The 23,520-nt window shown below is 61.0% G+C and carries 19 protein-coding genes and 1 rRNA gene; 12 read left to right on the top strand and 8 right to left on the bottom strand.

Annotated features, from left to right (window positions below; translation table 11 throughout):
• Both B149_RS0114635 and B149_RS0114630 read right to left on the bottom strand, forming a co-directional pair.
• Positions 1 to 888: ribosomal RNA gene (locus tag B149_RS0114635) — 16S ribosomal RNA — on the bottom strand; the annotation flags it as partial.
• Between the two features lie 547 nt (positions 889 to 1,435).
• Positions 1,436 to 2,656 (bottom strand): SLC13 family permease, encoded by a 1,221-nt coding sequence (locus B149_RS0114630; protein ID WP_018125917.1) that lies wholly within the window; start codon positions 2,654 to 2,656, stop codon positions 1,436 to 1,438.
• 220 nt (positions 2,657 to 2,876) lie between these two features.
• On the opposite strand from B149_RS0114630, the gene dnaE reads away from it, so the two are divergent.
• From dnaE to aroE, 4 genes are all read left to right on the top strand, one after another.
• Positions 2,877 to 6,374: a DNA polymerase III subunit alpha gene (dnaE, locus tag B149_RS0114625; protein ID WP_018125916.1), complete on the top strand. Its 3,498-nt coding sequence runs from the start codon at positions 2,877 to 2,879 to the stop codon at positions 6,372 to 6,374.
• Positions 6,371 to 7,165, top strand: a complete 795-nt coding sequence (locus tag B149_RS0114620; protein ID WP_018125915.1) for a 4Fe-4S binding protein — start codon at positions 6,371 to 6,373, stop codon at positions 7,163 to 7,165. Before dnaE ends, B149_RS0114620 begins: the two co-directional genes overlap by 4 nt.
• Before the next feature lie 122 nt (positions 7,166 to 7,287).
• Positions 7,288 to 7,611 (top strand): IscA/HesB family protein, encoded by a 324-nt coding sequence (locus B149_RS0114615; RefSeq protein ID WP_018125914.1) that lies wholly within the window; start codon positions 7,288 to 7,290, stop codon positions 7,609 to 7,611.
• 130 nt (positions 7,612 to 7,741) lie between these two features.
• Positions 7,742 to 8,557: a shikimate dehydrogenase gene (gene aroE, locus B149_RS0114610; RefSeq protein ID WP_026167644.1), complete on the top strand. Its 816-nt coding sequence runs from the start codon at positions 7,742 to 7,744 to the stop codon at positions 8,555 to 8,557.
• Here the strand turns inward: aroE and B149_RS0114605 are convergent.
• Positions 8,554 to 9,018 carry a DUF3124 domain-containing protein gene (locus B149_RS0114605; RefSeq protein ID WP_018125912.1) on the bottom strand — a complete coding sequence of 155 codons (465 nt, stop codon included), beginning with the start codon at positions 9,016 to 9,018 and terminating at the stop codon, positions 8,554 to 8,556. The two genes, aroE and B149_RS0114605, sit on opposite strands and share 4 nt — an antisense overlap.
• Positions 9,019 to 9,162: 144 nt before the next feature.
• Here B149_RS0114605 and blaOXA point away from each other — a divergent pair, with 144 nt between their 5' ends.
• The 6 genes from blaOXA to cbiD all read left to right on the top strand — a co-directional run bounded on the left by blaOXA (position 9,163) and on the right by cbiD (position 14,369).
• Positions 9,163 to 9,954 (top strand): class D beta-lactamase, encoded by a 792-nt coding sequence (gene blaOXA, locus B149_RS17460; RefSeq protein WP_018125911.1) that lies wholly within the window; start codon positions 9,163 to 9,165, stop codon positions 9,952 to 9,954.
• Positions 9,955 to 9,992: 38 nt separating this feature from the next.
• Positions 9,993 to 11,177: a bifunctional glutamate N-acetyltransferase/amino-acid acetyltransferase ArgJ gene (gene argJ, locus B149_RS0114595; RefSeq protein ID WP_018125910.1), complete on the top strand. Its 1,185-nt coding sequence runs from the start codon at positions 9,993 to 9,995 to the stop codon at positions 11,175 to 11,177.
• A 9-nt stretch (positions 11,178 to 11,186) separates the two neighbouring features.
• Complete coding sequence (locus B149_RS0114590) at positions 11,187 to 11,384, top strand: tautomerase family protein (RefSeq protein WP_018125909.1); 198 nt, start codon at positions 11,187 to 11,189, stop codon at positions 11,382 to 11,384.
• 64 nt (positions 11,385 to 11,448) lie between these two features.
• Positions 11,449 to 11,778 carry a hypothetical protein gene (locus tag B149_RS0114585; protein ID WP_018125908.1) on the top strand — a complete coding sequence of 110 codons (330 nt, stop codon included), beginning with the start codon at positions 11,449 to 11,451 and terminating at the stop codon, positions 11,776 to 11,778.
• A gap of 1 nt (position 11,779) precedes the next feature.
• Positions 11,780 to 13,291 (top strand): SDR family oxidoreductase, encoded by a 1,512-nt coding sequence (locus tag B149_RS17455; RefSeq protein ID WP_018125907.1) that lies wholly within the window; start codon positions 11,780 to 11,782, stop codon positions 13,289 to 13,291.
• A gap of 13 nt (positions 13,292 to 13,304) precedes the next feature.
• Entirely contained in the window at positions 13,305 to 14,369 is a 1,065-nt protein-coding gene (gene cbiD / locus B149_RS0114575) for a cobalt-precorrin-5B (C(1))-methyltransferase CbiD (protein ID WP_018125906.1), read from the top strand.
• A gap of 98 nt (positions 14,370 to 14,467) precedes the next feature.
• On the opposite strand, the gene B149_RS0114570 is transcribed toward cbiD, so the two are convergent.
• From B149_RS0114570 to B149_RS0114555, 4 genes are all read right to left on the bottom strand, one after another.
• On the bottom strand, positions 14,468 to 15,379 hold the full coding sequence (locus B149_RS0114570) for a flagellin N-terminal helical domain-containing protein (RefSeq protein ID WP_018125905.1): 912 nt from the start codon (positions 15,377 to 15,379) through the stop codon (positions 14,468 to 14,470).
• A gap of 436 nt (positions 15,380 to 15,815) precedes the next feature.
• Positions 15,816 to 17,498 carry a flagellar hook protein FlgE gene (locus tag B149_RS0114565; RefSeq protein ID WP_018125904.1) on the bottom strand — a complete coding sequence of 561 codons (1,683 nt, stop codon included), beginning with the start codon at positions 17,496 to 17,498 and terminating at the stop codon, positions 15,816 to 15,818.
• Between the two features lie 46 nt (positions 17,499 to 17,544).
• Positions 17,545 to 18,315, bottom strand: coding sequence for a flagellar hook assembly protein FlgD (locus tag B149_RS0114560; RefSeq protein WP_018125903.1), 771 nt, complete (start codon positions 18,313 to 18,315; stop codon positions 17,545 to 17,547).
• 17 nt (positions 18,316 to 18,332) lie between these two features.
• The gene (locus tag B149_RS0114555) at positions 18,333 to 20,015 is read right to left on the bottom strand and encodes a flagellar hook-length control protein FliK (RefSeq protein ID WP_018125902.1); all 1,683 of its coding nucleotides are present in this window, start codon (positions 20,013 to 20,015) and stop codon (positions 18,333 to 18,335) included.
• A 160-nt stretch (positions 20,016 to 20,175) separates the two neighbouring features.
• Here B149_RS0114555 and B149_RS0114550 point away from each other — a divergent pair, with 160 nt between their 5' ends.
• Together B149_RS0114550 and B149_RS0114545 are read left to right on the top strand one after the other, a co-directional pair.
• The gene (locus tag B149_RS0114550; RefSeq protein ID WP_018125901.1) at positions 20,176 to 21,390 is read left to right on the top strand and encodes a CgeB family protein; all 1,215 of its coding nucleotides are present in this window, start codon (positions 20,176 to 20,178) and stop codon (positions 21,388 to 21,390) included.
• A 15-nt stretch (positions 21,391 to 21,405) separates the two neighbouring features.
• Entirely contained in the window at positions 21,406 to 22,821 is a 1,416-nt protein-coding gene (locus tag B149_RS0114545) for a glycosyltransferase family 9 protein (protein ID WP_018125900.1), read from the top strand.
• On the opposite strand, the gene rnc is transcribed toward B149_RS0114545, so the two are convergent.
• Complete coding sequence (gene rnc / locus B149_RS0114540; protein WP_026167641.1) at positions 22,818 to 23,507, bottom strand: ribonuclease III; 690 nt, start codon at positions 23,505 to 23,507, stop codon at positions 22,818 to 22,820. The genes B149_RS0114545 and rnc overlap by 4 nt on opposite strands.
• Positions 23,508 to 23,520: the final 13 nt, after the last annotated feature.

Genomic DNA, 23,520 nt, shown 5'->3' with positions numbered 1-23,520 from the left:
GGGATGCTTATCGCGTTAACTACGGCACCGAACCCAACGGCCCGACACCTAGCATCCATCGTTTACGGCGTGGACTACCAGGGTATCTAATCCTGTTTGCTACCCACGCTTTCGTACCTCAGCGTCAGAACTTGTCCAGCAGGCCGCCTTCGCCACCGGTGTTCCTCCAGATATCTACGGATTTCACTCCTACACCTGGAATTCCGCCTGCCTCTCCAAGCCTCAAGCACAGCAGTATCAGAGGCAATTCCTCGGTTGAGCCGAGGGCTTTCACCCCTGACTTACTGCGCCGCCTACGCACGCTTTACGCCCAGTGATTCCGATTAACGCTTGCACCCTCCGTATTACCGCGGCTGCTGGCACGGAGTTAGCCGGTGCTTCCTCTGGAGGTACCGTCAGCAAAAGAGCCTATTCGACTCTAATGGTTTCTTCCCTCCTGACAGCGGTTTACGACCCGAAGGCCTTCTTCCCGCACACGGCGTCGCTGCGTCAGGGTTTCCCCCATTGCGCAATATTCCCCACTGCTGCCTCCCGTAGGAGTCTGGGCCGTGTTTCAGTCCCAGTGTGGCTGATCATCCTCTCAAACCAGCTACTCATCGTTGCCTTGGTAGGCCATTACCCCACCAACAAGCTAATGAGACGCGGGCCCATCCGACAGTGGTAGCTTACATGTAGAGGCCACCTTTCCCCCGTAAAGTTAAATACGAAGCGTATCCGGTATTAGCAGGCGTTTCCGCCTGTTATCCCGATCTGTCGGGTAGATTACCCACGCGTTACTCACCCGTGCGCCGCTCTACTCATCTCCCGAAGGAAACTTTCTCGCACGACTTGCATGTGTTAAGCACGCCGCCAGCGTTCAATCTGAGCCAGGATCAAACTCTCCAGTTGTATAACTTGGAGTATTAGTTTGATCACTCTCGTCACAAGCTGACCCTTACGGGTCATGTGATTAAGCGATCTTTCGCTCAACTCGCTATTTAATTGTCAAAGACCGAAGTTCCGTTTCTCGGAACGCCTTGCCGAAGCAAGGAAGGGCAAACTATGTTTTTGTGTCGCCCCTGTCAACCGTTTTTTTAACTTTTTTTCGGGCGCCCCGTTTGGGACATTCCGAAAAGCCGCTCCGGCTAACCGCTCGATATATTTGGAAAGAACAAGTCGCTCTGTTTGGCCCGTGTGGGCTGCCCCGTCGCGACGAAGAGAGGTTCTACGGAAACACCCTTCACAGGTCAAGCGCTTTTTTCGAAAAAATGAGCCTTTCTTTCACTTCTTTTGCAATATGCTGTTTTTATTGATGTATTTTTAGACCCTTTTTGGGGCCTCACGCTTGGCCCCGGCATCCGCCGCCAACTCACCCTGCGATACTCGCAGGCCTCCGCCCTATATTCTTCGCTTTCCGCATTTTCAAACAGTCCATTTTCGCGATGCGAACGCCGATTCAGTAGATCAACGGCAGCACGAATCCGAGCCAGGAGGCCATCAGGATCGCACCAATGACATTGAGTACGGCCCCCAGAAGCAGCATCCGGCCAAGCGACGCGCCGCGCATTTCTCCGAAGGCCAGCGCGTTGGCCGGTGTTGCAACCGGCGTCATGAACGCACAGGTGGATGCCACTGATACTGCCAGCATGACCGGCAGCGGATCGAAGCCTTGTCCCTGCGCCGCCATGTGGACCACGGTGAAGAAGCCCGCCACCACGACCGTGTTGCTCAGGATCTCGGTCATGAATATCACCCCGAGCACCGCAAGGAACATGAACCACCACGGCGAAAGCGGAAGCACCAGCCCCTGCCCCAGCCATTCCGAGATCTTCCCGTCGAGTCCGGTCATTCTCGCCACGGCAAAGACCGCCGCCAGCAGGAGCAGAAAGGCAATCCCCCGGCGCGGAACGCCGCTGGTCATGTCGAGCGCGCGCAAAAGCGGTCGGCCCTCGCTCTTATATATGAATATGAGATACGCATATGCCGCCGAGAAGCCGAGCGCCAGATATGGTGCATACCTCCCGAAGCCCTGTACGAGCTGCCCGGCCACCGCCTCCAGCGTCCAGAACAGGAGGAATACCGCAAAGGCCTTCACGCCAAAACGCTGCCTTGGCGTCAACGCGCCCGGTGCGGAACAGGCCATGGCGATTCTCCCGGAACGCAGCTTCCGGTCCAGCCCCAGCCCTGCCGCCACAAACCACGCTGCCAGGCAGAATACCGCCACGAGCGGCACGGACCACAGGAACCAGTTGAAGAACGTCACCGACTCACGCCCCGGGACAGAGAGCAGATCAAGCGCGACAAGCAGCACCGCATTGGCCGGCGTGCCTATCATGGAACCCATCCCGCCGATCCCGGCACCATAGATTGCGGCCAGCATCAGCGGGGTGGTCATGGTCTCCACACCCGCCTGGCGAAAGTCCTCGTCCAGCGTCTTGAGTATGGGAATGAGCGTCAGCACGGTGACTGCGTTGGGGATGAACGCGGACAGAATCGCGGACGCAACCACTATATATAGTATTAGGCGCGAGGCCCGCCCTCCGCTTCTGACAACGGCGGCCCGGACGAACGCTTCGGTAAGACCGTTCACCGCAAGCATCCGGTAGACAACGTACGCGCCGCCGAAAAGCAGCATCAGCGGCAGTCGTTCCCATATGGCGATGAGCGGTTCGTTCATTACTATATATATCCCGATGCGAAATATCCGGACGCAATCGCCCGATGGTTCGAGGCTCAAGAACCTTAGCCGCAAAAGCCATGCGATGACAACACGATGTCTCCACGAGGGCCCGCGGACGCGCACCCCGGTCCGCACACCCTGCCCGCTTCCGTATCCAGACCTTTTCGGATACACTGCCGCTTCCGCAAACAAAGCCTTCAGGGAGCGAAACATATACATGGCCGAATTCGTCCATCTTCACGTCCATACGGAGTTCAGTCTCCTCGACGGAGCCATCCGCATCAACGACCTTTGCCAGCAGGCCAAGGACTTCGGCATGCCCGCCGTGGCCATCACGGACCACGGTTCCATGTTCGGTGCCGTCACCTTTTATACCACAGCGCTGGACATGGGGCTCAAGCCCATCATCGGTTGCGAAGTTTACGTGGCACCCGGCGACGTGGATGACGCCGAAGCCCACAACCGCAAGGACAAGCCCGGCGGCTACCATCTGGTGCTGCTTGCCAAGAACAACAAGGGCTACAAAAACCTCATCAAGCTCGTTTCCTGGGGCTACCTGCACGGATTCCATTACAAGCCGCGCGTCACCAAGCACTGGCTGAACCAGCACTCCGAAGGACTCATCGCCCTGTCCGCCTGCCTCGCGGGCGAAGTTCCGCGCAAGCTCATGAACGAGGGGCTCGAAGCGGGCGCGGCCATGGCCAAAGAATACGAGGCCATTTTCCCGGGAAACTTCTACCTTGAATTGCAGGACAACGGCATCGGCGACCAGACGCGGTTGAACGACCTGCTCATCCAGTGCAGCGAAAAAACCGGCCTGCCGCTGGTGGCCACCAACGACTGCCACTACCTCACCGCCGAGGACTACGAGGCGCACGACACCCTGCTGTGCATCCAGACCCAGAAAACCGTGGACGACGAGAAGCGGTTCCGGATGGACACCAACCAGCTGTATTTCAAGTCTCCCGAGGAGATGGAGCGCGCCTTCGCCCACGTGCCCGAGGCCATCAAGAACTCCCAGCGCATCGCGGAACGCTGCAACCTGACCATCGAGCTGGGCAACTACTCCTTTCCGGTCTACGAGCTGCCCGAGGGCGTCTCCATTGACGAAGAGTTTGTGCGCCTGTGCCGCGAGGGTCTGCAAAAACGAATCGAGGTGGCCCCGTACGAGGTGGACGAAAAGGTCTACTGGGACCGGCTCGAATACGAGCTGGGCGTCATCCGGGAGATGGAGTTTCCGGCCTACTTCCTCATCGTGCAGGACTTCATCAACTGGGCCAAGGACAACAAGATCCCCGTGGGCCCGGGACGCGGTTCCGCCGCAGGTTCCATCGTGGCCTGGGCGCTGCGCATCACCAACATCGACCCCATCCCGTACGATCTGCTTTTCGAACGCTTCCTGAACGTGGAGCGCGTGTCCATGCCGGATATCGACGTGGACTTCTGCGAACGCCGCCGTCTGGAGGTGGTGCGTTACACCGCCGAGAAGTACGGCGAGGACCACGTGGCGCAGATTACCACCTACGGGACCATGAAGGCCAAGGCGGTCATCAAGGACGTGGGGCGCGCGCTGGGCCTGAGCTTTGCCGAGACCGACCGCATCGCCAAGCTGATCCCGGAAGACCCCGGCGTCATGGCTCAGTTGCTGGGGGTTCCCAAGGCCAAGATCACCGTGGAAAACGCGGCAAAAGGCGTACAGGAGCTGCGGGAAATGACCCGCGACGACTCCAAGGTCGCCAAACTCATCGACATTTCCAAGCGTCTTGAAGGCATGGCGCGCCACGCCTCCACCCACGCGGCGGGCGTGGTCATCTCGGAAAAGCCCATGACCGAGTACCTTCCCCTGTATACCGGGAAGAAGGGCGAAGTCGTGACCCAGTACGACATGAAGAAGGTGGAGAAGGTCGGCCTCATCAAGTTCGACTTCCTCGGCCTGCGCACCATGACCGTCATCGAGGACTGCCTGGACATCATCCGCGAGCAGGGACGTGAGGCCCCGGATCTGGACACCCTGCCGCTGGACGACGCCAAGACTTACGAGATTTACAGCACCGGCGACACGGACGGCGTATTTCAGGTGGAATCCTCGGGCATGCGCAAATACCTGCGCCTGCTCAGGCCCAACTGTTTCGAGGACGTCATCGCAATGCTCGCGCTCTACCGTCCCGGCCCGCTCGGCTCCGGCATGGTTGACGAGTTCATCAAGCGCAAGCACGGCGAGGTGGATGTCACCTACCTGCACCCCTCCCTCGAAGAGACGCTGGCCCCTACCTACGGCGTCATCGTATATCAGGAGCAGGTCATGGCCTGCGCCATGATCCTCGGCCGCTACTCGCTCGGGCAGGGCGACCTGCTGCGCCGCGCCATGGGTAAGAAGATTCCCGAGGAAATGGCCAAGCACCGCGAGAGCTTCCTTGAAGGGGCCGAGGTAAACGGCATCCCCAAGAAGACGGCCAACGACATCTTCGACCTCATGGAACAGTTCGCGGCCTACGGCTTCAACAAGTCGCACTCGGCGGCGTACGCGCTGGTCTCCTACTACACGGCGTATCTCAAGGCCCATTTCCCGGTGGAATTCATGGCGGCGATCATGAGCTCGGAAATGAGCAACACCGACAAGATCATCATGTACGTCAACGCCTGCCGCGACATGAACATCAAAGTGAATCCGCCCAACGTCAACTCCGGCATGGCCCGATTCTCAGTGAAGGACGGTGAGATTCTCTACGCCATGGCCGCCATCAAGAACGTTGGCGAGGAAGCCATCAATGAAATCACCGCCGAGCGCGAGCAAAACGGCAAGTTCAAGAACATTTTCGACTTCTGCGAGCGCATCAACCTCAAGCGTGTCACCAAGCGCGTGCTGGAGTCGCTGAACAAGGCCGGCGCGTTCGAATGCTTCGGCTGCACCCGGGCCTCCATTGCCGAGGATCTGGAACGCGCCGTGGCGCTGGGCCAGAAAAAGGCTAAGGAAAAGGATTCCGGCATGTTGAACATGCTGGACATGCTGGGCGGCCAGAAGGAAGGCGAAGCCATGGCCGGTCCCGAACCGAGCGACGTCCCCGAATGGGAAGAGCGCGACATGCTCACCATGGAGAAGGAGGTCATCGGTTTTTTCCTCACCGGACATCCGCTGCTGGCCTACCGTCACGAGATGAAGCGGCTGCGCATGAACACGCTGGAGGAATGCAAGACGCTCTCGAAAGGCATGGAGGTCAAGGTTCCGGTCATCATCACCGACCACAAGGTGCACATCACCAAGAAGGGCGACAAGATGGCCTTCTGCAATGCGGAAGACCTCACCTGCACCGGCGAAGTAACCATGCTGCCCAATGTTTATGCCGAGGCCGCGGAACTGCTCCTTGAGGATCAGCCGCTGATGGTCGAAGGCAAGGTGGACTCGCGCGACGACGAGGGCGAAGGCCCCAAATCCGCCAAAATTCTGGCTGAAAAGGTTTCGCTGCTGGCCAAGTACGTCACCGGCAGCGACAAGCCCGTGCCCATCGAACTCAGCCAGGATCAGGTCACGGACGACGCGCTTGATTCGCTGCAGGAACTCATCAAGAAACACCGGGGCGAAACATCGGTCGTCTTACGCATGAAAACCGAGGATTCCATTGTGTCCATGCGCCTCGGCAACGGCTGGAAGGTCTTTCCTTCGCCCGATTTCTGGAAAGACGCAGACGCATGGAAAAAACCGCTGGAGACATCATGAGCGCACCCGTCGAACTGATCTATTTCTCGGCCACCGGCACCACCCGCCGCACCCTCGAAGCCGTCGCCCGCACCCTCGGCCCTGACGAGGTGACCCGCACGGACCTCACTTCGCCCGGGGAGCTGGAAACCATCAGCAGCCCGGAACAGGGACTGGCGGTGATCGGCGTGCCAGTCTACGCGGGCCGTGTGGCCCCGCCCGCTGCCGAGCGGCTGCGCAAGCACGTCTATGGAGACGGACGTCCGGCAGCCCTCGTGGTGCTCTACGGCAACCGCGACTATGAAGACGCGCTGCTGGAACTCAAGGACATCGCCGAAGACCTCGGCTTCATTCCCGTGGCCGGGGCCGCCTTCATCGGCGAGCACTCCTACGCCACACCGGAAAAGCCCGTGGCCGAAGGCAGGCCGGACCTCGACGACGAAAAGCTCGCCGAGGAATACGGCCGCAGGATTCGCGAAAAGCTCTCGCGCGGCAGGCCGTCCTCGCTTCCGGACCTTGAACTGCCGGGCAACCGCCCGCACCGCGAGGGAACCCAGCCCAACGAGGTTGCCCCGGAGACCGACCCGCAGCGTTGCGTGCTGTGCGGCGAATGTGCCCGCTCCTGCCCCATGGGGGCCATCACCGTCACTGACGAGGTGGTTACCGAGGCGCTGAAATGCGTCATGTGCTGCGCCTGCACCCGCATCTGTCCTTTTGACGCACGCTCGCTGACGCACGAGCGCGTCGAAGGATTCCGGGACATGCTCACCACCAAATTCTCCGCCCGTAACGAACCGGAGTTATTTGTATAATCGCCTCGCGGCAACCACTGCATCAGACCTGCGGATTCTTGTGCTGGGAATGAATCGCGGTTTTCGATTTGACCGGGCCTTCATGCGTGCTTACCTCTGTATGGAACCCCAAAGGAGGACACATGATCAAATTGACCGACATCGCGGCTGAAAAGATCCGCGAACATTTTGGCGACAACGAACCCCAGCCCATCCGCGTCTACCTCGGCGGCGGCGGATGCGCAGGCCCGCAGCTCATGCTGGCCATCGACGAAAAAAACGAAGAGGACTCCGCGTTCTCCTTCGACAACATCACCCTGCTGGCGCAGAAGGAACTGCTCGACGCGACCGGCACCGTCACCGTGGACGCCAACGACTACGGTTTTCAGGTGGCCTCGGAGAACCCCATCTCCGCAGGCGGCGGATGCGATTGCAGCTCCGGCTGCGGCTCCGGATGCGGCTGCTAGATTCCAGCCATCAGGCAAAGGCCCGGCATCGTCATGACGATGCCGGGCCTTTTTTATGCGCCGGCACCTGAAAACACTTTCCCCGCCGTCCGCTCTTTCGCTTGAATCCGCTTCCGGTTATGGTGGCTGCATGACGAAAATCCATGGCATCATCGGCTGGCCGCTCGGGCACTCCCTGAGCCCGGCCCTTCACAATTTCGGTTTCGAGACCATCGGCCTCGACGCCCGTTACGAGGCGTGGCCCACCCCGCCCGAGGACCTCGGCGACTTCATGGACCGCTTCCGCTCCGAAAACATCCGGGGCGTCAGCGTGACCATCCCGCACAAACGCACCGTCATGCAGTACGTGGACGAGATGACGTTTCGCGCCAAGTCGGTGGGTGCTGTCAACACGCTCTTCTGGAAAGACGGCAATATCTGGGGAGAGAATACGGACGTGATCGGCCTTGCCGAACCGTTGCGGCAGCTCGACGAACTGCCCGGTTCCGCCATGATTCTTGGCGCGGGCGGCGCGGCGCGAGCGGCTGCGGCAGCCCTTCGCGAGCTTGATGTGGAAAATGTCACCGTGGCCAACCGCACCCGGAGCAAGGCCGAGATCATCGCCCACGACTTCGTGCTGCGGGCCGTGGACTGGCAGGCGCGTATGGACGAGCGACCGGAGCTGATCATCAACACCACGCCCCTTGGCATGTCGGGCGATCTGGAAGCCCTCAGTCCGTGGGACGCGGACCGCTTCCCCGAGGGCTGCGTGGTCTACGACATCGTCTATAATCCCCTCAGGACCAAGCTGCTGCGCGAGGCACAAGCTGCCGGCTGCCGGACCATCGAGGGGCTGGAGATGTTCCTGCATCAGGGGCTGGCCCAGTTCCGGCTCTGGACCGGGAAGAATCTGGACGAGCAGGCGGCGCGGGAACTGCTGCTGGAGCAGCTCGGCACAAAAGGCTAGTCCTCCAGCGGCACGCCGTCGCAGACGAAGGATATCCCCTGCTGCGAGGCCGCGCCGATCATCACCGCCTGAATGATGGGTTCGGTGATCCTGTGCGCCGCCTCCCAGTCCACGATGAAGTTGGCCCCGGAGCCGCCGTCCGTGTTCTTTTCGGGAATCTTGACCTCGAAGGTCTCCAGCGGCTGGAGCACGATCGGCTCTTCAAGGAAATCGCGGACCTTGTTGCCGTGGTCGTCATAGTACTCCACGAGCGAGATGGTGATGGGCGTGCTGCGGTCCACGTTGCGGATGCTCAGCAGGATGGCCAGATCGAAGATGCGGCTCTTGGGGCCCTGATACACGTGCGAGTAAGCCGGGACGTAGACGGACTGCTCCACTCGCGGAGCCTCCTCGGCCGATGCCGGAATGGCCGCGGCGATCCAGAGCACGGGAAGCAGCATTGCTGCGCGCAAAATCTTCATTGCTAGACTCCTCAAAGGGTTTCGGGAGCCTTTCAGCCTACGGGCAAACCCCTTCTCATGCAAGACGTTCCGGCTTTGCTTGCCCCGCGATATCTGCTAGACGTTTGCTGTCATTGTCGGAAAACCCTTACCCGGAAACCGCCCATGAAAAAGATACTGCTTCTTGCGGCCGTGCTGGCCCTTGCCGCATGTTCCGCCGTCAAGCCCTCGCAAAAGGCAGCCCAGGTCCCGCAGGACATCCCGCCCACCGAGAAATCCATCGCCATATTCCGTATGCAGGAAGGCGACTGGATCATCCGCAACGGCCCGCGCGCCGAAATGGCTTTTCTGCCGGCGTCCACGTTCAAGATTCCGCACACTCTCATCGCGCTCCAGTCCGGCGTTGTGAAGCCTGACGAAGTCTTCGAATGGGACGGCAAGGACCGCGGCTTCGAGCCGTGGAACCGCGACCTGACGCTGGAGCAGGCGTTTCGCTGGTCCGCCATCTGGGTCTACCAGAAGATCGCACGACGTATCGGCCCGGAACGCATGCGTAATTACGTGGAACTCATCAACTACGGCAACGCGGACATCGGCGGCGCCATCGACTCCTTCTGGCTCGACGGCACGCTTCGCATCACCTCCAGACAGCAGATAGGCTTTCTGCGACGATTGCACGCAAATAAACTGCCGTTCAACCGCGAACACATGGACTTCGTCAGGAAGATCATGGTCCGCGACTCCGGCGAAGGTTGGCTGATGCGAGCCAAGAGCGGCTGGGCACAGCGCATCGCGCCGCAGCACGGATGGATGGTCGGCTGGATCGAGCGCGGTCCCGAGACCACCTTCTTCGCCACCAACGTGCAGATCACCGAACGCGCCCACGCCCAACTGCGCATGGTCTATACCAAGAGCGTCCTGCGTGAAATCGGCGTCATCGGACCGGAACCGAAATAAGAGAACAACGACCGCAACCCCGACACGGGAGCAACCATATGACATTCATACCCAAGGGATTCCACTTCGCCACGGCTGCGGCCGGATTCAAGCACGAGGGCCGGGACGACCTGGCCCTCATCGCCAGCGACCGCCCCGCCGCCGTTGCCGGGGTCTTTACGCGCAACCTGTTTCAGGCCGCCCCGGTGCTTCAGTGCAAGGCCATGCTCGGCCGCATCGACCGGGCCAGCGCGTTTCTGGTCAATTCCGGACAGGCCAACGCCAGCACCGGCGAGGAAGGACTCAAGCGGTGCCGCGAGACCCTGAACATGGTCAGTCACGCCACCGGATACCCGGCGGACGAGATTCTTCCGGCCTCCACGGGCGTCATCGGCCCGCAGCTCATCATGGAAAAATGGGAACAGGCCGTGCCCGCGCTGGCGGACAACCTCGGCAAAGCCACTCCGGAAGAGGCCGCCCGGGCCATCATGACCACCGACACCATCCCCAAGCTGGCTTCCGCGGAAGTTGCGCTTTCCGGCGGCAAGGTCACTATTATGGGCATGTGCAAAGGCGCAGGCATGATCTGCCCGGACATGGCCACCATGCTGGGCTTCATCTGCTGCGACGCGGACGTGGCCCCCTCGGCATGGCGCGACATGCTGGCCCCGGCCGCCATGAAGACCTTCAACCACATCACCATCGACGGCGACACCAGCACCAACGACTGCGTCATGGGCCTCGCCAACGGCGCAACCGACGTGAAGGCCGAGAGTGATAACGATCTGTACCTGCTCTACCACTCACTGCTGCACGTGTGTCAGGATCTGGCGTACAGCATTGTCCATGACGCCGAAGGCGGCACCAAGGTGGCGCATATCACCGTGGACGGCGGCAAGAACGACGAGGAAGCGGAACTGGTGGCACGGGCCGTGGGACATTCTCCGCTGGTCAAGACCGCCCTGTTCGGCTGCGATCCCAACTGGGGGCGCATCACCGCCGCGGCCGGACGCTCCGGAGCCATGTTCAATCCCGAAAACCTCGTACTGAGCATCGGCGGCATCACCGTCTACGAGAACGGCGGTCCGGTGGAAGGCGACATGGATGCCCTGCTCAAGCCCGTCATGGCCGAGACCGACATCAAGATAGGCATCAGCCTCGGCGCGGGACAGGGCGAATACACCCTGCTGGCCTCGGACCTGTCCAAGGAATACGTTTCCATCAACGCGGACTACCGTTCTTAAGGGGGAGCTATGCCGATTCTCAGGCTCGAAACATGGGAAGGACTCGACAAGGAGACCAAGCGCGATTTCGTGGAGTCCACCACGCGCGAGACCTGCCGGATTCTGGGCTGTCCCCCCGAAGCCGTGACCGTGATCATCGACGAGGTCTCCAAGGAGAACTGGGGCGCGGCCGGTGAGCTGTGCACCGAGAGGTTCCCTGACAAATAGAAATCATTGCGAAAGTATTGTTTTCCGGCATTATCGTAATTTCAAGACCCTTTGGAGGCGAAGCATGACCCGACACCGTTCCATTCTGCCCCTTTGCGCACTGCTTTTGACCGCCTTCGCCCTGAGCGGCTGCGGCAAGGACTGGGTGAATCCCAACATCTCCAACCCGCGCAAGGAGGACGCCATCTTCGAACAGGACAGCAAGATCTGTCACCGTTTCGCCGAAGAGCAGCATCCGCAGATGAACGAGGTGGGCCAGCGCGAGCCACAGTACGACGACGAGATGCAACGCGACGAAGTGGACTTCGTCGAGCACGAGAAGTCCTATTCCGCGTGGGAAAAGTGCATGCGCGAACGCGGCTGGATAACCCGCAAGGAATACCTGGGGGAATAGTGTGAGCGAAACCAAGGACGCACCGCCGGTTCTGGTGCTCGGCGCCACCGGCTACGTGGGCGGCAGGCTTGTGCCCATGCTGCTTGCCAGAGGCTGGAAGGTTCGTGCGGCAGGGCGCAGCACCGCCAAGATCACCGCGCGCTCGTGGGGCGACCATGAGAACCTCGAAGCGGTAGAAGCCGACCTCTTTGACGAGGAAAGCCTGCGCAAAGCCATGCAGGGGTGCGAAACAGCGTACTATCTGGTCCATTCCATGTCCGCAAAGCACGACTTTGCCGAAGCGGACCGTGAAGCCGCCTACAACGCGGTGGAAGCGGCCAACGAGGCGGGACTGAAGCGGTTTATCTACCTCGGAGGCCTCGGCGAAGAATCGCAGGACGGCCCGGAACTGAGCCATCACCTGCGCTCGCGTGCCGAAGTGGGCCGCATCCTCAAGCTCGGCTGCGCCGACACCACCATCCTGCGCGCTGCCATGATCCTCGGCTCCGGCTCTGCGTCCTTCGAGATAATGCGCTACCTGTGCGACCGGCTGCCCGTGATGGTCACCCCGCGCTGGGTCAACACCAAGGCGCAGCCCATCAGCATCCGCAACGTACTCGGCTACCTCGCGGGCTGCCTCGACACCCCGGAGACCATCGGCCAGACGCTGGACATCGGCGGGCCGGACATTCTTTCCTATGCCGAACTGTTTCAGATCTACACGCAGGAAGCGGGGCTGGGCCGCCAGCGGCTGATCTCCCTGCCCGTCATGACACCCAGACTTTCCTCGTACTGGATCAACCTCGTGACCCCGGTGCCCATGGGGCTGGCCCGGCCGCTGGCGGAAGGGCTTGCCAACGAGGTCATCTGCCGCGACAACCGCATCCGCGACATGATTCCGCAGGACCTCGTCTCCTGCCGCGACGCCATCAAGTTCGCCATCGCCCGCACCAATCAGATGCAGGTGGACACCCACTGCTTCGACACCGGCGACGCCTGCGTTCCGGAATGGTCCGCCGAGGGCGACGCCTCCTACGCGGGCGGCACGGTCTTTCGCGACAAATACGTGGCCCGGCTTCAGGGCGACGTGGATAAGGTCTGGGATGTCATCGAGCACATCGGCGGCGAAGCGGGCTGGTATTTCGGTGATCCGCTGTGGCGGTTCCGGGGATTTCTGGACCGGCTGCTGGGCGGCCCGGGACTGCGGCGCGGCAGGACCGACCCGGACTCCGTACGCATCGGCGACGCCCTCGACTTCTGGCGCGTGGNGGATGTACGAGACAAGAAGCGGCTGCTCCTCAAGGCGGAGATGCGCCTTCCCGGCGAAGCGCTGCTTGAATTTCGCATCGAACCGCTCTGGGAAAAGGCTGTCGAGTTGCGCATGAACGCCAGCTTCATGCCGCGCGGCCTGTTTGGGCTGCTTTACTGGTACGCGGTCTACCCGTTCCATACGCTGATCTTCGGCAACATGATCGAGAACATCGCACGGCTGGCGAGCGTGCACATGTACGAACCGCCCAAGAAGGTCAAATAAGGACCATCCATACATGACCGCACTGCGCACCGGCATCACCACCGGCACCTGCGCCTCGGCCGCGGCAAAAGCCGCGGCTGTCCTGCTGCTGTCCGGCAATCGGCCGGAATCCGTGGACGTCCCCCTGCCCGGCGGCGGGCGCATCGAAGTGCCGCTGCACGACTGCCGCATGGAAGGCTCCGCCGCGCGCGCCGTGGTGGTCAAGGATTCTGGTGATGACCCCGATGTCACCGACGGCCAAGAAATTCACGCCGTGGTCTCGTTTGCCGATACGGACGTCATCATAAGGGGTGGAACGGGCGTGGGCACCGTGACGCTTCCGGGCCTGCCCGTGGCTGTCGGCAACCCCGCCATCAACCCGGTCCCGCACGAACAGATTCTGGCCTCGGTCCGGGAAGTTCTTGCCGAGCAGGAAACGCAAGGCCTTGCGATCACCATTGAAGTGCCCGAGGGCGAACGGCTGGCCAAGGCCACCATGAACCCGAGGCTCGGTATAACCGGCGGCATCTCCATCCTCGGCACGCAGGGCATCGTCAAGCCATACTCCCACGACTCGTGGAAGGCCTCGATCCGCGAAGCGCTGGACGTGGCCCGCGCCACCGGCGTGCTGGTTCCGGTCTTCACCACCGGTCGCCGTTCTGAGAAATATCACCTGATGCATCATCCCGACACCTCGGAACAAGCTCTGGTACAGGCTGCCGACTTCTTCGCCTTTTCCATGCAGGAAGCGGCCTTGCGGTCATTTCAGGAAGTATGGTGGGCGGTGTTTCCGGGTAAACTGGTCAAGCAGGCACAGGGGCTGGAGTACACTCACGCCAAGACGCATCCCGTGGACTTCGGGCTTCTTGCCGACCATTGCAGGGAAGCGGGCGTCCCGGCGGACATGCTCGGTGCCATCGAAGGGGCGAACACCGCCCGTCAGGTCTTCGACATGCTCAAGGGCAGCGACGCGTTCCCCGCCCTGCTGGAGAGCCTCGCCCGACGCGCGACGGATAATGCCCGTCGGTTCGCCGGGAGTGCGATCCGGGTCCGCTACGCCTTGTACGACTTTGACGCGTCTCTTCTTCTGAGCCGCTGACGCGGCACCCCGGTCGGATCCCACAAAAAAACGGAAGCCGAAGGGCGCTTCCTGCGCCACTTCGGCTTCCGATTTCCCCTCGTCTGTCGCTAGCGGTATTACCCGCCGATGAGCTGCATGGCCATCTGAGGCAGCGAGTTTGCCTGAGCCAGCATGGCGACTGCCGACTGGGTCAGAATCTGGTTGCGGACGAACTGCGTCATTTCGTTCGCCACATCGACGTCGGAAATGCGGGACTCCGCAGCCTGAAGGTTTTCAGCCTGAATCTGCAGGTTGGTGATGGTATTTTCCAGCCTGTTCTGCAGGGAACCGAGACCGGCGCGGATCTTGTCCTTGGAAATGATCGCGTCGTTGATGGCATCCATGGCCTGCTGCGCGAGTTCCTGCGTGGACACGGTCTTACCCGCATTGGGGTTGGTGGTCTTGTCTGCGGCAGAGTGACCGAGACCGAGCGCGGAGGCGCTCGCACCATTGATCTTGATGTAGTAGTAGTCTTCCGCCGAGTCGTTACTGGTACCAAAGTGGACCTTGAGCGGACCCGTGGCGCTCAGACCGGAACCGTCGTGCTGGGATTCCAGACCGGACAGGTTTCCGTTGAGCAGGTAAATTCCGTTGAAGTCGGTGGCGTTGGCGATACGGGTGATTTCCGAAGACATGGCCTGATACTCGGAGTCGATGATCAGACGCTGGTCGGAGTTGTACGTACCGGTGGACGCCTGCATGGCCAGTTCCTTCATCCGGATGAGCTTTTCGTCGATGACCTGCAGCGCTCCGTCTGCGGTCTGGATCATCGAGATGGCGTCGTTCGCGTTTCGCACACCCTGGTTGATGGAGTTGATTTCCGAGCGCATCAGCTCGCGAATGGCCAGCCCCGCGGCGTCGTCGGCAGCGGTTCCGACGCGCAGACCCGAAGACAGCCTGCGAGTGGACGTGGACAAGTTGCCGTAAGCGTCCGAAAGGTTTCTGGCCGCGTTCATGGCCATCAGGTTGTTGTTAATAACGAGAGACATCGGTAACCTCCTTGTTGTTACGCAAATCCATTTGGCTCTCTTTAAGCATCTCGCGTGCCAACAGGGGTTTGTTCAATATTTTCAAGCCACTAACCCTGTAAACAAAGTCTAGAAAAGACAGTTATTCCGGCCGGATGGCAAAATCGGCCGCCTTTGCGTCAGTGTTTCGGCGGCCTGTGACGGGAAGAAAATTCCGATCGGAAAGCGCCGTGACCCGGCAGCTTTTGACGCTCACCAGCGCCCCTGCGGCAAGGACGTTTCGGGGAGGTGCAAAAGGGTAGAAAAGGGGTGCGCACGGATGCCCCGCATGGCACAAAAATGCAGGCCTTCCGGTTGGGGAATCCGGAAGGCCCGCTTTCTATCAGCCCCCGCGGGGAGACGGAGGCGGCATCGGAGAAGGAGTCCGTCGTTTACGGCTTCTTCGTCATGGGTCTGTTTAGCGCTTCATGGCGATGACTTCACTGAGCATGGAGTCCGCGGAGGTGATGACCTTCGTGTTGGCCTGGAAGCCCCGCTGGGTGGAGATCATGCGGACGAACTCGTTTGCCATGTCCACGTTGGATATTTCGAGCGAGTTGCCGTCCACGGTGCCCTTGCCCGCGGCGCCTGCCTGTCCCGTGAGCGCCGGACCGGAGTCGCGCGTTTCGGAGAACAGGTTGCCGCCCTCGCGGCGCAGGGACCACTTGTTGGAGAAGGTCGCCAGCGTCACGGCGTACAGCTCGATGACCTGCCCGTTGGAGTAGCGTCCGGAGAGGACACCGTCGCGGGAGACGGACATGTTCTGGAGCACGCCTGCGGCGTAGCCGTCCTGACTCTGGAAGATGGTGGACGAGCCGCCGGTATCGAAGCTCTGCGTTGCCAGCGCCGATATTTCCACGTTGTTCATGTTGGGCAGGCGACCGGTGTTGCTGATGCTCGTGGTCATGGCTGCCGCGTTGGAAGGCAGGCTGCCGATCTGGGTATCCCAGCCGAGGCTGTGCGGGATGCCGCCGTTGCTCGAAAGGTTCTTGGCGCGCAGGCCGAAGTTCATTTCGATGGGGTTGGCGTCCGGCCGGTTGGTGGCACTGGCGTTGGAGATGCCGAGGAAGTTGGCGGTGAACAGCGGGTAGCCGTTGACGGACATGTCGGCCAGCGACCAGTCATCCAGCGACTTGGGGTCGGAACCGCCGTTGCTCTTGAGCGTGAAGGCGCTCTGCCCCACCAGTTGACCTTGACGGAAGGTCATGGTGCCTGCCATGAGCAGCCCTGCGGCAGAAGTGTTCGCCATCTGGGTACTCAGACCGTTCTGGCCGGAAAGAATGCGGCCGTCCTCGTTCGGCTGGCAGGTCACGATGTATTCCCAAACCGTGTCGCCACCCGCATTGGAGAGGGTGACCTGGTCGAAATACGCCGTGACGTTGTGCGGCGCGCCCACTTCGTCAAAAACCTTGATGGTGGAGCTGTACCCGTAACCGCCCGTGGCAAGGGGCGGCTCGTTCTGGCCGTTCCATGCATTCTGCAGCGCGAAGTAGGGGCTCTCGCCCGGGTTGGTGCCGCCGGTGGTCCTGTCCCCCGCAGTGGGGTCGAGGTTACTGACCATGTTGATGTTGGTGGTCACCTGCGGCGGTGACTGGAAATTCTCGATGCGCACATCGGTGGGCGTTCCCACGATGCGCGTGGACGCGGTCTGCGCCAGGTTGGACACGGACGCGCTCGCCACCGATGCGGTGGACCGCTCCACTTCCCATCCCTGCACCACGTAACCATGCGGGTCCACGAGATATCCGTCCTTGTCGAAGCGGAACGCTCCGGCGCGGGTGTACAGATCCTCGTCCGTGGTTTTCGGCGAGACCATGAAAAAGCCTTCGCCCGAGATGGCCATGTCCGTGGTTTCGGAAGTGGACTCGAAAGCGCCCTGTCCGAAGTCGGAATATACTGCCGCCACGCGAACTCCGCGACCCACCTGACCGAAGCCGTTGGCCGTGGAAACGTCCTGACTCATGAGGTCCTCGAAATGCATCCGGGACGCCTTGAAGCCTGTGGTGTTCACGTTGGCAAGGTTGTTGCCGATGACCGTCATCCGTTCCCCGTTGACGTTGAGGCCCGTAATGCCGGAATACAGCGATGCGGTAAGACCCATGGTAAACCTCCTGAGGTTCTCCGATTATGCCTTCTGTTCGATCTGCCTACGCGTCCGCGGAAGCATCCCCGTCGCTTCCGCTTTCTCCGTCGCTTCCGGTACTGCCGTCGCCACCGTCGGCGGATTCATCGACCTTTGCGGGGTCAACGACTTCCTTGACGTTGGCGAAGTTGATGTACCGTCCGTCTTCGAGACGCAGGAAGACCTGTCCCTGCTCGTTGACGACGCCGGACACCTTGCCCGCGATCTCGGTCTGCATCATGACCGGTTCGCCGTTGGTGTCTTCGGCGAGGATGCCGACGGAATAGATGCCGTCGGGGACTTCCTCGCCCGCGTCGTTGCGGCCGTCCCATTCATATTCGTAGGAACCTGCCTGCTTGCTGCCCATCTCGACGGTGCGCACAATGGCGCCGTCCTGATCGTAGATGTTCAGCTTGATCTTGGAGACGGCTTCGCCGGCTCCATAGAAAATCTTGGCGACTTCACCGTCGCCCTTGCTCACCTTGTAGCCCTGGGCGGTCACGTCCTTGCCCATGTAGCCAACCGCATCGAACATGTCGTTCTTGGTCTGGGAGGCAATCATGGACTCGATGCCGGTGTTGATGTTCGTCAGCTGTTCGAGCTGGGAAAACTCGGAAAGCTGCGAGGTCATATCGGTGTCCTTCATCGGGTTCATCGGATCCTGATGCGTCAACTGCGCAACCAGAATCGTCAGGAAATCATCCTTTCTGATGTCCGATTCCTTCTGAGGAGTGTTGGCTTCCGCCAGACGGCGCTCCTGAGAACCGAGAATATGACCGGTATCAACGTACGACATGATTTCTTCCTCCTGAATCAGGCAACCACGTGCAGACCCTGTTGGGTAAGATTTGCCCGTTGCTCAGGATTGTTCACATCCCGTGCCAAAGCTTCGGCATCGCCGCGCATCATGCGCATCCGATCGCGCAGTCTTGCAGCTTCTTCCTGATTTTTCGCCATATTGTGCCCCTGCTCACCAAACCAGTTCATGCCGTCCTGACTTCCGCCAAGCCCGGTCTGAACTTCCAGCCGGGAAACCTTGACCCCCTGCTCCTGCAACGAGTTGCGGATGCTCTCCAGCTGGTCGGTGAGCATGCGGGCGGTTTCGGGGTTGTCGGCACGGATTACGGCACGGACTTCGTCGCCACGGCTCTGGAGCACCACGTGCAGCTTGCCCAGATTTTCGGGATTCAGCTGGACGGTGAGCTGCTTGTTGCCCTGCCCAAGATTCTTGATGAAGGCGTTCTCCACCTGCTTGGCCATGCGCGGAGCGGCGGTGCGCTCGGTCATGGTCTGGGCGGTATCGCTCTTGGCGGATGCGCTGTTCTGCGCCGCAGCAAACTCGTTGGAGGTCTTCACCGCGTTGCGCAGACGGCTCTGGCCGCCGCCGGTGGGATCCTCGCGAAGTCTTGAGAAGAAGGACTTCCAAGAGGAAAAGTCGTCCCCTTCGCTCTCGCCCTCGCCGGACTGCTGCATGAAGGACTCCATGGCCGCGTCGCGGCTGTCCTTCTGTCCGGTGTTGGCGTTCATGCCGCCGTTGTTGCCGCGCTCGTTCATGGCCAGACGCTGGCGCATGTCCACGTCGGCGCCGAGATGCTTGGCGGCGTGGCCCTGATTCTTCCCTTCGTCAGTGGCTTCCTTCAGGGCATCGCTCACGGCCCGGACCAGCTTGACATCCTTGGCGTCCATGCGGTCGAGCTCGTCGCGGAGTCCGGCAAACGCTTCACGCAGGTCCTTGGGAGCCTGAGCCTTGCCCATGAGTTCGCGCAATTTGGCCGAAGCCTCCTTGGAGAGACTCATGGCGGAAACGAATGCTTCAATCTCGTTCTTGTCGAGCTTGATGTTGGCATCGTCGCCCATGGCGGCCAGCTTCTGCTGGATGGCGTCGAGGGCCTTTTCGGTGTCGCCGTTGCGGAGCATGTTCAGGACCTTTTCGGCGCCCTTGGCGTCGAAACCGAGCTTGTTCAGGAAGGAGTTGAGCCCCTTGACCTGTTCATCACTCAGGGAAACGCCCTTCATGCCCTGCATCTTCTGGGAGAGAAAACCGACGAACTGGCCCCATGTCAGGCCTTCCTCACTGGCGGCCTGCTCTTCAAGGTCGCGGATTTCCTCTTCGGACAGCCCGTATTCCTTGAGGTCTTCCTCAAGATTGCGGACATCCTCTTCGGTCATGCGCTCCTCGGCGGCCTTTTTGGGCGGCACCTCGTCCTGACGGTTTTCCGCGCGCTCCTTTTCGGCCGCTTCAACGGCAGATTCGCCCACTTCATGCTCGCGCGAATCTTCGGCCCTGTCGTCAACCGCCTTTGAAGCGGTCTCGGCCATCTGGTCGTTGGCGGCCACGGTGGCGGTGGCGCAATCCTCATTGACCACTTCGGCCTGCTTCAGAAGCAGTTCGTCAAACAGATTGCCGCCAATGTCGGCGTTGACGTTCTTCACCGCTTCGGACTGCCACTTGGTGGCCGCATTCTTGTGCTGCTCGCTGATGGGAACATTCTGCATCTCGGACTCCTTTGCCTCGGATGCAATCAAGTACCGTGCCAAAAATTTTGTATAACATTACAGACATTTACAAACACACATACGGAGGCAGCTTTTTCCTCCTGTCGGTTTTACGCCCAACCTATGGACATATAGGGCCTGCGGGGGTACACCTCAAATCATGAATTACCCGGAAGGATACAACCCGCCGAAGTTGCCTGAAAATCCGCCCAGAATCCTGCTTATGACCAGCCAGTACTTTCTGCTCGGAGAGGTGCTGGCAGCCCTGAACAGGCTGGAAGTGCCGTGCAGGCTGCTGGATTTCGGGACCAAGGAGATGGACCTCGACACCTTCGTGACCACGGTCCGCGACACCCTGAACGATTTCAAACCGGACTTCGTACTCACGGTGAACCACCTCGGCGTGGACCACGAGGGCGTGCTGGCGAAGCTGCTGGACGAAGCGGATATTCCACTTGCCTCATGGTTTGTGGACAGCCCCTTTCTCATTCTGGACACCTACCGAAACCTTACCGGTTGCCGCACGGCCCTGTTCACGTGGGACGTGGATACGGTGGCCCCGCTGGCGGATTTCGGCTTCGACACCGTCCATCATCTGCCTCTGGGCTGCGACGCCACACGCTTCGTGCCCGGCGACCGTTCCGTTCCCGACGAATGGCGGGCGCGCGTGTCCTTTGTGGGCAATTCCATGAAGACCAAGACTGAACGCCGCTTCGTGGCGGCGCAACCTTCCTTCTCACTGGTGGAGGCGAGCTTCGATCTGGCCGAGGAATTCGTGGAGGCCAAGGAGCGCACGGCAAGGGCGTTCATCGCCCGCGTCCGGCCCGACCTGAGCGCCGAGCTGAATGCCATCGAGCCCGGCCGCAAGCTGGCCTACGAGACCTACATCACGTGGCTGGCCACCTGCCTGTACCGGCGCGACTGCATCGCGCGGACCATGCCCTTCAACCCGCTACTCGTGGGCGACAAGGGCTGGACCGAACTGTTCAAGCACGTGAAGGGGTGGCGGTATCACAAGGAACTGAGCTACTACGACGACCTCCCCTCGTTCTACCCTGTCAGCGAGATCAACTTCAACTGCACCAGCCGCCAGATGAAGGGGGCCGTGAACCAGCGCGTGTTCGACGTGCCCTGCTGCGGAGCGTTTCTGCTCACCGACGACCGGATGGGACTCGAAGACCTCTTCGAGCCCGGCACGGAAGTGATCGCCTATCGCACCAAGGACGAAATACCCGAACTGCTGGAACGCTACCTCGCGGATCCGCAGGCCCGACAACGGATCGCGGACGCAGGGCGCAGGCGGGTTCTGGCAGAGCATACCTACGACCACCGCATGGCTTCGCTCATCGAACATATGCGGGCAACCTTCGGATAGACGGAGACGCGCCGCATGGACAAACCCGTCCTCGTGCTCCAGATGCAGCGCATGGGCGACCTGATTCTGTCGTTCCCGCTCTTTCTCTGGCTTAGCCGCGAATATCCGGGCCGCGAGATTCTCGTGGCGGCCGAGGAATCATTTTTCCGCCCCCTGATGCCCGTCTCGCCGAAGGTCACGTACATCCCGTGGAGCGGTGTGGACGTGCTCAAAAAGCGGCAGTACCGCGCCGTGATCAATTTGAGCATTCAGGAAAAGGCCGCATGCCTATGCCACGACCTTGCAACCGAGGAACGATTCGGCCCGTCCATGGATGCGCAGGGCGTGCGCCACGTGCATGGCAACTGGCAAATGTATCGTAGCTCGCTCGTACGCAACAACCGCTACAACCGCTTTCACTGGGCCGACCTGAACGCGCTGGACTGCATCCCGCTGCGACGCATGGCCGAGACGCGCTTCGACGGCCCCCGCACCCTGCCGGACGATGTGACACGGGTAGGATTCTTTCTGGGAGCCAGCGAACCGGCAAAACGCCCCTCCGCACGCTTCTGGGCCGGACTGGTGCTCGCCCTGCTCAATCGGGGACTTCGTCCGGTGCTCTTCGGCGGACCGGCCGAAATTGAACTGGGCAGGGAAGTGGAGCGACTGGCCAAGGCCCCGGCGCTCAACCTTTGCGGCAAGCTCGGCCTTGACGAATTCGGCGCGGTGGGCCAGACGCTGGCTCTGTTTATCACCCCGGACACCGGCCCCATGCATCTGGCGGCGTGGACCGGTCTCAAATGCCTGAACCTGAGCATGGGCAACGTGAATCCGTGGGAGACCGGACCGTTCCAGCCCGGACATTACGTGCTGCGCTCGGATCTGGACTGCGCCAAGGGGTGCTGGGTCTGCGTCAAGGACAGCCTCGAATGCCGCGACCCGTTCGACCCCAAGCGAATCGCCGCCCTCGCCCACCGCATGGCCCGCGGTGCACGAGCCGACCAGCTTGCCCGGATGCGCCTGCCCGGACTGGAACTGTTCCGCACCGCGCGCAACGGGCACGGCCTGTATCATCTGGAGCCGCTGTGCGAGACTGAATGCCGCCCCGACGAGGACCGGCTGCTTTCGGGATTCTGGCAGGGCTTTTTCGGCCATCATTTCGGATTATGGTCGCAAGACCATCCTGAAAAAGCACTGGGACGGGCACGGGAACTGGCCCCGGAAGAAACCACACGCCTGCTCTCCCACCTGTCCGAAACCGGCAGGCAGTTCCGCAATGGCGTGGCAAAAGGCGAACTGCTGAACGAGTCCTTCTGGTCCGAGAGTCCCAGAGAAATGCGCCCGTTCAACGGGCTCGCCCACATGATGCTGGAAAACGGCGACTTCCGCCCGCAGGCATGGCGCTCGGTGCTGACCATGCTGGAGCGGCTGGTGGCGGTGGCGTCCGCCTAGTCGAAGGGTTCCCCGAGCGCTTCAAGGGCGCGGCTGGCCGCGTGCTGTTCCGCGCGCCTCACGCCGGAGCCGGAGCCGTCGAAGGTCCGTCCGTCGGGGATGGTCACCTCCACGTCGAAAATCTTCTGATGCTCGGGACCGCGCGTTCCGGTCAATACGTAAAGGGGACGGTCCTGAAACAGCCGCTGCGTCACTTCCTGAAGGCGACTCTTGTAGTCCTTGCGGACCGGCAGCATAGGCTTTTCCGGCCAGCGGGTCTCGAACATGGCAAGGATGACCTCGCGCGCCCGATTGAAGCCCGCGTCGAGGAAAATTGCGCCGAACAGGGCCTCCAGCGCGTCGGCCAGCAACGCGTCGCGGTCTCGCCCGCCTTGGCGCTCCTCACCCTTGCCCAAAAGGATATACTCGTGCAGGGAAATGCCTCTGGCTATGACCGCAAGGCTTTCCTCCTTGACAAGGTCCGAGCGGATGCGCGTAAGAATGCCCTCCGGAGCGTCGGGATAACGCTTGAATCCCTCTTCGGAAATGCACAGCTCCAGCACCGCATCTCCAAGATACTCAAGTCGTTCGTTATGGTCGCCTCCGCCGGACTCATTGGCGTAGGAACTGTGTGTCAGCGCGGTTTCCGCGTGCTTGACTTGGCTGAAACGATAGTGGATAGATGCCTCAAGACATGATATATTCACAAGAGATCCTAAA

The organism is Desulfovibrio oxyclinae DSM 11498, from assembly GCF_000375485.1.
Classification (GTDB): domain Bacteria; phylum Desulfobacterota; class Desulfovibrionia; order Desulfovibrionales; family Desulfovibrionaceae; genus Pseudodesulfovibrio; species Pseudodesulfovibrio oxyclinae.
This window is presented reverse-complemented; position numbering and strand designations above follow the sequence as displayed.

Bases quoted from the DNA above. Each gene is read 5' to 3' on its own strand.
- B149_RS0114585 (WP_018125908.1), top strand. From the start codon at position 11,449: ATGACCCGACACCGTTCCATTCTGCCCCTTTGCGCACTGCTTTTGACC.
- blaOXA (WP_018125911.1), top strand. From the start codon at position 9,163: ATGAAAAAGATACTGCTTCTTGCGGCCGTGCTGGCCCTTGCCGCATGT.
- B149_RS0114550 (WP_018125901.1), top strand. From the start codon at position 20,176: ATGAATTACCCGGAAGGATACAACCCGCCGAAGTTGCCTGAAAATCCG.
- B149_RS0114630 (WP_018125917.1), bottom strand. From the start codon at position 2,656: ATGAACGAACCGCTCATCGCCATATGGGAACGACTGCCGCTGATGCTG.
- B149_RS0114615 (WP_018125914.1), top strand. From the start codon at position 7,288: ATGATCAAATTGACCGACATCGCGGCTGAAAAGATCCGCGAACATTTT.
- B149_RS0114605 (WP_018125912.1), bottom strand. From the start codon at position 9,018: ATGAAGATTTTGCGCGCAGCAATGCTGCTTCCCGTGCTCTGGATCGCC.
- B149_RS0114570 (WP_018125905.1), bottom strand. From the start codon at position 15,379: ATGTCTCTCGTTATTAACAACAACCTGATGGCCATGAACGCGGCCAGA.
- argJ (WP_018125910.1), top strand. From the start codon at position 9,993: ATGACATTCATACCCAAGGGATTCCACTTCGCCACGGCTGCGGCCGGA.
- B149_RS0114590 (WP_018125909.1), top strand. From the start codon at position 11,187: ATGCCGATTCTCAGGCTCGAAACATGGGAAGGACTCGACAAGGAGACC.
- cbiD (WP_018125906.1), top strand. From the start codon at position 13,305: ATGACCGCACTGCGCACCGGCATCACCACCGGCACCTGCGCCTCGGCC.
- B149_RS0114565 (WP_018125904.1), bottom strand. From the start codon at position 17,498: ATGGGTCTTACCGCATCGCTGTATTCCGGCATTACGGGCCTCAACGTC.
- B149_RS0114545 (WP_018125900.1), top strand. From the start codon at position 21,406: ATGGACAAACCCGTCCTCGTGCTCCAGATGCAGCGCATGGGCGACCTG.
- B149_RS0114620 (WP_018125915.1), top strand. From the start codon at position 6,371: ATGAGCGCACCCGTCGAACTGATCTATTTCTCGGCCACCGGCACCACC.
- B149_RS0114560 (WP_018125903.1), bottom strand. From the start codon at position 18,315: ATGTCGTACGTTGATACCGGTCATATTCTCGGTTCTCAGGAGCGCCGT.
- dnaE (WP_018125916.1), top strand. From the start codon at position 2,877: ATGGCCGAATTCGTCCATCTTCACGTCCATACGGAGTTCAGTCTCCTC.
- aroE (WP_026167644.1), top strand. From the start codon at position 7,742: ATGACGAAAATCCATGGCATCATCGGCTGGCCGCTCGGGCACTCCCTG.
- B149_RS0114555 (WP_018125902.1), bottom strand. From the start codon at position 20,015: ATGCAGAATGTTCCCATCAGCGAGCAGCACAAGAATGCGGCCACCAAG.